Annotated in this window: 4 protein-coding genes and 1 pseudogene; all 5 read left to right on the forward strand. The window is 71.4% G+C overall.

Going from position 1 to position 3145, the window contains the following annotated elements; genetic code table 11:
• Positions 1 to 454: pseudogene (locus tag PROKR_RS08395) on the forward strand (hypothetical protein); the annotation flags it as partial.
• A gap of 28 nt (positions 455 to 482) precedes the next feature.
• On the forward strand, positions 483 to 1247 hold the full coding sequence (locus PROKR_RS38000; protein ID WP_051432794.1) for a hypothetical protein: 765 nt from the start codon (positions 483 to 485) through the stop codon (positions 1245 to 1247).
• A 156-nt stretch (positions 1248 to 1403) separates the two neighbouring features.
• The gene (gene efp / locus PROKR_RS08405; protein ID WP_036961827.1) at positions 1404 to 1967 is read left to right on the forward strand and encodes an elongation factor P; all 564 of its coding nucleotides are present in this window, start codon (positions 1404 to 1406) and stop codon (positions 1965 to 1967) included.
• A gap of 118 nt (positions 1968 to 2085) precedes the next feature.
• Positions 2086 to 2502, forward strand: coding sequence for a transcription antitermination factor NusB (gene nusB / locus PROKR_RS08410; protein WP_036961828.1), 417 nt, complete (start codon positions 2086 to 2088; stop codon positions 2500 to 2502).
• Positions 2503 to 2569: 67 nt separating this feature from the next.
• On the forward strand, positions 2570 to 3145 hold a 576-nt coding region (locus tag PROKR_RS08415; RefSeq protein WP_036961830.1), incomplete at its 3' end, for an MFS transporter.

Below are 3145 nucleotides of genomic sequence, written 5' to 3' on the forward strand. Positions count from 1 at the left end.
GTCGGTCGCCGTGGAGGGTCCGCCGCCCGGGGCGGCGGACCTCGTGACCGGGGGCGCCCGGCCGTTGGATGGCCAGACGTCGAGGCCCGGGACCGCCGAGCCGTCCCCGCCGGACCTGGCCGCCGAGGTCGAGGCCCTGCTCCGCCTTCTCGCGGCGATTCGCGCGCGCCGTACTCCCCAAGGGTGGGAGGTCGCCGATACGCTCGCCTCGCTGGCGGACAAACCGGGACGACAAAGAATCGTCGCCCAGTCCTTGCACGTCAGCGAGCAGGCGGTGAGCCAGCGGGTCCGCGCGGCCCTCTGGCAGGAGGAGGAAGCTGTCCGACCGGTGGTCGTGCGGCTCCTCGCCGAGCTGAGCGACTCGGTGGGCCCGGAGCCCGCTGAGACTCCGGAGGCGGCCGAGGCTGCCGGGCCTGCTGTCCGGAGCACCACGAGGAAGCGCGGCAAGAGCTGACGCGCAGAGCTGAGGGGGACGTCACGCCGTGACCTGGGAGACGCTGGACAACATCGACGGCTGGCAGTGGGTCGCCGCCGTCGCGACCTGGTTGATCACGCTGACGCTCAGCGTGATCGTGGGCTCCTGGGTGGTGCCGTGGGTGCTGCGCCGTGCAGGGCGGGGAGACCTCCCGTGGGCGCGCTACAAGCCGCCGGTGTACCCGCAGGCCCTGGAGGCAGAGGAAGGCGAGGGTGCTGCAGGTGAGGGCACTGCAGGTGAGGGCATTGCAGGTGAGGGCGCCGGGGGCGGGGGCGCCGGCGAAGGCTCCCCTGCCGCGGGCACCCAGGGCGCCGCAGGCACCGAGAGCGCAGCCGAGAAGAGCTCCGGCTCCGACAGCGGCGCCGCCACGGGCGCGTCCGGCGCGATGCTCCCCGGCCCCGGCAAGGCCGGCGCCGGCAAGTCCGGCCCCGGCAAGTCCGGTTCGAGCGTGTCCGGCGCGAGCAACGCCCGACAGGTGCCCGACGGCGAGGAGTCCCCCACGGGCACGATGCACCCGGACGCCGTCGCGATCCTGCGCGGCGGGGCGTGGCTCGGCGTCCTGGAACGCCTCGCGATCACGGGCTCCCTGCTGGCCGGCTACCCGTACGGCATCGCGATCGTCGTCGCGATCAAGGGCCTGGGGCGGTACGCGGAGCTGCGGGACCAGCCCGTCGCGTCGGAGCGGTTCGTGGTGGGTACGCTCGCCTCACTGATCTGGTCGGTCGCGACCGGGCTGCTCGGGCTCGTCGTCCTCAATGCGCTCGTCCTCTGACCGGTCCGTTAGACTTGACCGCTGCTGCTTGACCCCGTGCACGACCACTGCAAGACCACTGCAAGATCACTGCAAGATCACTGCACGACCACCCCAGCCGCCGGCGCAGCGTCGGCGTGCCCGGGGCACACCCTTACCCAACACAGGAAGACGAACGTGGCTACCTCCAACGACATCAAGAACGGCACTGTGCTCCGCATCGACGGCAACCTCTGGTCGGTCATCGAGTTCCAGCATGTCAAGCCGGGCAAGGGTGGAGCGTTCGTCCGCACCAAGATGAAGAACGTGCTGTCCGGCAAGGTCGTCGACAAGACGTTCAACGCGGGCATCAAGGTCGAGACGGCCAACGTGGACCGCCGCGACTTCCAGTACCTGTACATGGACGGCGAGGACTTCGTCTTTATGGACAACGACACGTACGACCAGATCAACGTGTCGGCGGCGACCGTGGGCGACGCCAAGGACTACATGCTCGAGGGCATGAACGTCATGCTCGCCTCGAACGACGGCACACCGCTGTACATCGAGCTGCCGGCGTCCGTGGTCCTGGAGATCACCTACACCGAGCCGGGCCTGCAGGGTGACCGCTCCACGGGTGGCACCAAGCCGGCGACCCTCGAGACGGGCGCGGAGATCCAGGTCCCGCTGTTCCTCGAGCAGGGCGTCAAGGTCAAGGTCGACACCCGCACGGGCGACTACCTCGGTCGCGTCTCCGAGTGACCCATCCGCGGCGGGCCCGGAAGGGTCCGCCGCGCCGCAGTTCAGCCGCTGACAGCTCAGCCGCTGTGAGCTGAGCCGCTGACAGCTCAGCAGTCGATTTTCGTAGCAGAGAGAGACCATGGGCGCACGCACCAAGGCGCGCAAGCGCGCCGCCGACATCCTCTTCGAGGCGGAGCAGCGAGGCATCGACCCGCTGACGCTCCTCGCCGACCGTGTGGCCGTGCCGCACACCGAGGCGGCCGTGCCGCAGTACGCGGTCGAGATCGTGGAGGGCGTGGTCGCCCACCGCGACCGTATCGACGAGGTGCTGGAGACCTACTCGCAGGGCTGGACGCTGGACCGCATGCCCGCCGTCGACCGCGCCCTGCTGCGGATCGGCTCCTGGGAGGTCCTCTTCAACGACGACGTGCCCGACGCCGTCGCACTCGACGAGGCGGTCGACCTCGCGGGCGACCTGTCCACGGACGACTCCCCGGCCTTCGTGAACGGCCTCCTCGGCCGGGTCAAGGACCTGAAGCCGACCTTGCTGGCGTGAACACTGCCGGCGTGGGCACAGCCGGCGTGAGCCGGCAAGCAGGCCGGCCCGTGAGCCCGCACGCACTGTGAGCACCGGTCCCGGCGCAGCACGGTTCGACGAGAGACGTCTGCTCGTCGCGCTGTTCGGCGCCGGGACCGCTGCGTTCGCGCAGCTCTACGCGCCGCAGTCCGTCCTGCCTGCCGCCGCCCGCGAGCTCGCGACGTCGGCCTCCGACTCGGCGCTGCTCGTCTCCGCTGCGACCCTGGGTCTGGCCGTGGGCGTGCTGCCGTGGGCCTGGGTCGCCGACCGCGTCGGCCGCGTCCGGGCGATGACCGTCGCGATGCTCGGTGCCACCGCGCTGGGTCTCGCGGTGCCGTTCGCGCCGTCGTTCGAGCTGCTCGTGGCCGGTCGCGCCGTCGAGGGACTCTTCGTCGCGGGCGTGCCCGCCGTCGCGATGGCCTACCTGACCGAGACACTGGTCGCCTCGGGCGCGGCATCGGCCGTGCCGCGCGCGGCCGGGACGTACGTCGCGGGCACGTCGATGGGCGGGCTGCTCGGACGCATCGTCTCGGGTGGCGTCGCGGAGATGTTCGGCTGGCGGGCCGGCGTGGGCGCCGTCGCGGTGGCCTGCCTGGTCGCGACGGGCGTCTTCGTCTGGCTC

Origin of the sequence: Promicromonospora kroppenstedtii DSM 19349 (assembly GCF_000515355.1) — a bacterium.
GTDB classification, from domain to species: domain Bacteria; phylum Actinomycetota; class Actinomycetes; order Actinomycetales; family Cellulomonadaceae; genus Promicromonospora; species Promicromonospora kroppenstedtii.

What these genes read in the sequence shown, in the direction of transcription:
- nusB (WP_036961828.1), top strand. Translation starts at nt 2,086, where the DNA reads ATGGGCGCACGCACCAAGGCGCGCAAGCGCGCCGCCGACATCCTCTTC.